We start from the raw sequence: 4,835 nt of genomic DNA on the forward strand, positions 1-4,835 counted from the left end.
GGATTCTTATTTCTCATTTCGGATTCTTATTTCTCATTTYCGAATTTGTATATACAAAATGCTATAAAGTGAAACTTTAATCAGTGGGTGTTTTGTTCATCCCCCACTGATTATTAGCCCTCACCAATCGGGCGTTTACGAGCAGTTAATGCAGGATAAATCACCACTACTTCTCTRTRATTTWCAAATACATATACGTCATATGWAGAGAATTGCTYACATAAAAATWACTAKAGTGMTTTTTATTCATGTACTAACGAAAGGATGGGACGAAAATTGGCATACGAAARATTTGTACTATGGAATGATGCAGTTATTGATACAACAAAACATCGCGCGTACATAGAACTTGAAGAAAGAGGTTTACAATTTGGTGATGGCGTCTATGAAGTTATTCGCCTTTATAACGGAAACTTTCACTTATTAGACCCACATTTAACAAGATTATATCGATCCCTTGAAGAAATAGAATTATCACTTCCTTTCTCAAAAGCCGAACTCATCATCTTACTCTACAAATTAATTGAAAACAATAATTTCCAAGAAGACGGAACAATTTACTTACAAGTATCTCGTGGTGTACAAGCTCGAGCACATGCATTTTCATATGACATATCTCCGACAATCTATGCTTATATTTCAAAAAAAGAAAGACCATCTTTATGGATTGAATACGGTGTACGTGCTATATCAACACTGTATACGCATCCAGCYAATCACCTTATTTTAAAYGGCATTATTCGTCARTAYGTCCTTTCYTTAGCTAAWACYCTTCRWMTYCCTGTAMARGAAGARCTKTTCAGCGTTCGCGATGTTTATCAAGCAGATGAATGCTTCTTTACGGGAACGACTATTGAAATTTTACCGATGACCCATCTCGATGGAACTGCGATTCAAGATGGTCAAGTTGGCCCTATCACTAAATTACTACAAAGGTCATTTTCTCAAAGCCTTTTAAAATCCAACAGCACATCTTCCTAAATACGAATAATCTTCTCATTTTCCACATCAAATATATGTATTTAAATGGAAATCAAGGTGCAGATTTATACCTTGATTTTTTTTTTGTAACCTTTTTGTCATATTCAGATTACCACATAAGTCTTGACAGTAATCGACATGCTCTTTAGAATTTTTAACAGTTGGTAAATATTTCTTCACTACATTACAGACAGAAAGGAATCGACAAATTRTGAAAAAATACCTTGCCGGTCTTGCGGCAGTGTCTGTAGCAGGAGGAGCAGCACCTACACTTGATAGYGTTCAAGCTGCCCCKGAACAAAAYACACAAAAAGCTGCTACACAAACTGTCCAAGCTTCCGCATCAAACARTTCATCWTATACGGTRAATGCTAGCGTRCTACATGTTCGYGCAGGATCWAGYACTTCTCACGACTTGATCTCTCGCGTTTATAATGGTCAATCGTTAAACGTAATTGGAGAAGAAAATGGTTGGTTCAAAATTAACCATAATGGAAAAACTGGCTTTGTCAGTGGCGAATTTGTATCAAAAAATGGAGCAAGTAATTCTAATGTAAGTACAACAGGTGGAAAGAATAAAGTTACTGCCGATGTATTACGTGTACGTACAGCTCCTAACACTTCTAGTTCTGTTTCAGGACGTGTATATGAAGGACAAACTTTAAACGTAATTGGAGAAGAAAATTGTTGGGTGAAAATTAACCATAACGGACAAACTGGTTATGTTAGTAGCCAATTTGTATCAGGCGCTTCTACAAACACTGGCTCTACAAGCAATAACAACAATAGTAACAATGAAGCAACCGTTCAACCAGCAAGYGGAAACTATACAGTAAAYGTATCTTCCCTTCGCGTTCGTACAGGTCCTAGCACTTCTCATCCAACTGTAGGTTCTGTTAAACAAGGACAAGTTGTACACGTTGTAGGCGAAGTTCAAGATTGGTTCAAAATCAATTACGCAGGACAAACAGCTTACTTAAGCAAGGACTACGTAACAAAAGGCGGTTCTAACGAAAACGTCACTCAAGGTAACAACCAAGAGCAAAATAATAATGGAACTATTCAAACTGGTGGTACTTACGTTGTTAACGCAACATCTCTACGTGTTCGTACAGGCCCTGCTGCTTACCATAGTGTAATTGGCGGCGTGTTAAATGGCACAACATTAAACGTAGTCGGATCTGAAAACGGCTGGTTTAAAGTAAACTACCTAGGAAAAACAGGCTATGTTAGTAGCGAATTTGTAAAATTCTTCAAAGGTGGCACTGCTACTCCTGAGCAACCGAAACAACCAGAACAGCCAAAACAACCTGAACAAGGTGCAATTGGTGACTACTACATTAATGCTTCTGCACTAAATGTACGTAGCGGCGAAGGTACAAATTATAGAATCATAGGCGCACTTCCACAAGGACAGAAGGTTCAAGTAATCTCTGAAAACTCTGGATGGAGCAAAATTAACTACAACGGTCAAACTGGTTACATCGGAACACGTTTCCTATCTAAAACACCAGTTGGTGGCGCAGTAGATAATAAGCCTAACGACAACCAAAATAACAATCAAAACAATAACAACAATAATACAGGCAATAATAGCGGTGACAGTTCTTCCATACTTGCATATGCAAAATCAATGCAAGGCGTACCATACGTTTGGGGCGGTACTTCTGCTAATGGTGTTGACTGCAGTGGTTACATCTACCACGTATTTAAGAAATTTGGTCATAACATTAGCCGCCAAAGTGTTGCTGGATATTGGAGCAGCTTACCACAAACTTCAAGTCCACAACCTGGAGACTTAATTTATTTCMAARAYACTTATAAAGCWGGTCCTTCTCACATGGGTATTTACCTTGGRGGYGGATCRTTTATCCARKCTGGAGATAAAGGTGTAGCAATCGCTTCATTAAGCAACTCTTATTGGAAAAGCCATTTCTTAGGGTATACGAAAGCACCTTAAGTTATAGTTTCAGAGCCTTCTAGTTTACTAGAAGGCTCTTTTTAAAAGACTCAACATAGTAATCCCCTTTCATTCTCTCTACGAAAAAATTATGCGTTCATTCTCCTATTTCATACACTATATTCTATAAAAATTGTCCAAAACGTTATCAAAATGAATATATTTCAACAAAAAACATAACTTATTTCATGTCTATTCATTTTATATGTGTTTTTTCAAAGAATTTTCTTTTTATTTAAACTTTTCGTTAGACGTTTGACCTCCGATGTCCATTATGATAAATTACTTAAGATGTTATATTCGCAAAAGTATAGACAACTGGTTTATACACTTTTTTACTATGAGGAAGGAGCATACACTGCATGAATGTTTTATGGGGAATTGGCGGCGTGATTGGAGTATTAGCAATTGCTTTCTTACTATCTTCCAACCGCAAAGCTATTAATTGGCGCACAATTTTAATCGCGCTAGCATTACAAATGACATTTTCATTTATCGTATTGCGATGGGATGCTGGAAAAGCAGGCTTAAAAGTTGCTGCTGACGGCGTTCAAGGATTAATTAATTTTTCTTACGAGGGAATTAGGTTCGTTGCTGGGGATTTAGTCAACGCAAAAGGCCCTTGGGGATTTGTTTTCGTTATTCAAGCACTACTTCCAATCGTATTTATTAGTTCATTAGTTGCAATCTTATATTACTTAGGTATTATGCAGAAATTTGTTAGTATCGTTGGTGGTGCATTAAGTAAACTTCTTGGAACTTCTAAGGCAGAAAGCTTAAATGCAGTAACAACTGTATTTTTAGGACAAACAGAAGCACCAATTTTAATTAAACCATACTTAGCACGTTTAACTAACAGTGAATTCTTCACTATTATGGTAAGTGGTATGACAGCTGTTGCCGGATCAGTTCTTGTCGGATATGCAGCAATGGGAATTCCGTTAGAACATTTATTAGCAGCAGCAATTATGGCAGCTCCATCAAGTTTATTAATTGCAAAACTAATTATGCCAGAAACAGAAAAAGTAGATAATAATGTTCAACTTTCAACAGAGCGTGAAGACGCAAACGTTATCGATGCAGCTGCACGCGGTGCATCTGAAGGTATACAACTTGTTATTAACGTAGCTGCAATGCTAATGGCCTTCATTGCATTAATCGCTTTATTAAATGGCTTATTAGGATGGGTTGGTTCTTGGTTCGATATTAAACTTAGCCTTGATTTAATCTTCGGTTACTTATTATCACCATTTGCAATCTTAATCGGGGTTTCTCCAGGTGAAGCCGTGCAAGCAGCTAGTTTCATCGGTCAAAAACTTGCAATCAACGAATTCGTTGCATACGCAAACTTAGGACCACACATGGCAGAGTTCTCTGCAAAAACAAATATGATTTTAACATTTGCAATCTGTGGTTTTGCAAACTTCTCTTCTATCGCAATTCAATTAGGTGTAACAGGAACGTTAGCTCCTACTCGCCGTAAACAAATTGCACAATTAGGGATTAAAGCAGTTATCGCTGGTACACTAGCGAACTTCTTAAACGCAGCAGTCGCAGGTATGATGTTCCTATAAACTCATGTAAAGTCTCCTCTTTTAAAGAGGAGGCTTTTTTATATAACATAAATATAATTTTCATATATATTAAATACTTTATGTATAGATGTATAGACGCTATGTTACAATAATTAGTATGTATGTTTATTTTTTCTTGTACAAGAGGGATACTACCTGATGTCGCTCGCTAAAAAAAGACTTCCAGCTACTGGTCTTATCCCTGTCAAGTAGACAGTATTAAAAAGACTAAGCAGCCATCGAGATTCGATATTCTATCGGAGCTCGATGGTTGAGTCGTTTTTGGAACCGTTTATAGTTATAAAAGTAAATATATTCTT

3 protein-coding genes are annotated in these 4,835 nt (G+C 36.9%); all 3 read left to right on the forward strand.

The genetic code is table 11. The features are described from left to right. Nucleotides 1-264 precede the first annotated feature (264 nt). Nucleotides 265-981 (forward strand): aminotransferase class IV, encoded by a 717-nt coding sequence (locus AC1DJR_RS18755; RefSeq protein ID WP_477003225.1) that lies wholly within the window; start codon nucleotides 265-267, stop codon nucleotides 979-981. 211 nt (nucleotides 982-1,192) lie between these two features. Next, nucleotides 1,193-2,941: a C40 family peptidase gene (locus tag AC1DJR_RS18760; RefSeq protein ID WP_477003226.1), complete on the forward strand. Its 1,749-nt coding sequence runs from the start codon at nucleotides 1,193-1,195 to the stop codon at nucleotides 2,939-2,941. Between the two features lie 362 nt (nucleotides 2,942-3,303). Further along, on the forward strand, nucleotides 3,304-4,515 hold the full coding sequence (locus AC1DJR_RS18765; RefSeq protein WP_033731081.1) for a NupC/NupG family nucleoside CNT transporter: 1,212 nt from the start codon (nucleotides 3,304-3,306) through the stop codon (nucleotides 4,513-4,515). Nucleotides 4,516-4,835 lie beyond the last annotated feature (320 nt).

This window comes from Bacillus sp. 05T31, from assembly GCF_056396725.1.

What these genes read in the sequence shown, in the direction of transcription:
- AC1DJR_RS18765 (WP_033731081.1), top strand. Translation starts at nt 3,304, where the DNA reads ATGAATGTTTTATGGGGAATTGGCGGCGTGATTGGAGTATTAGCAATT.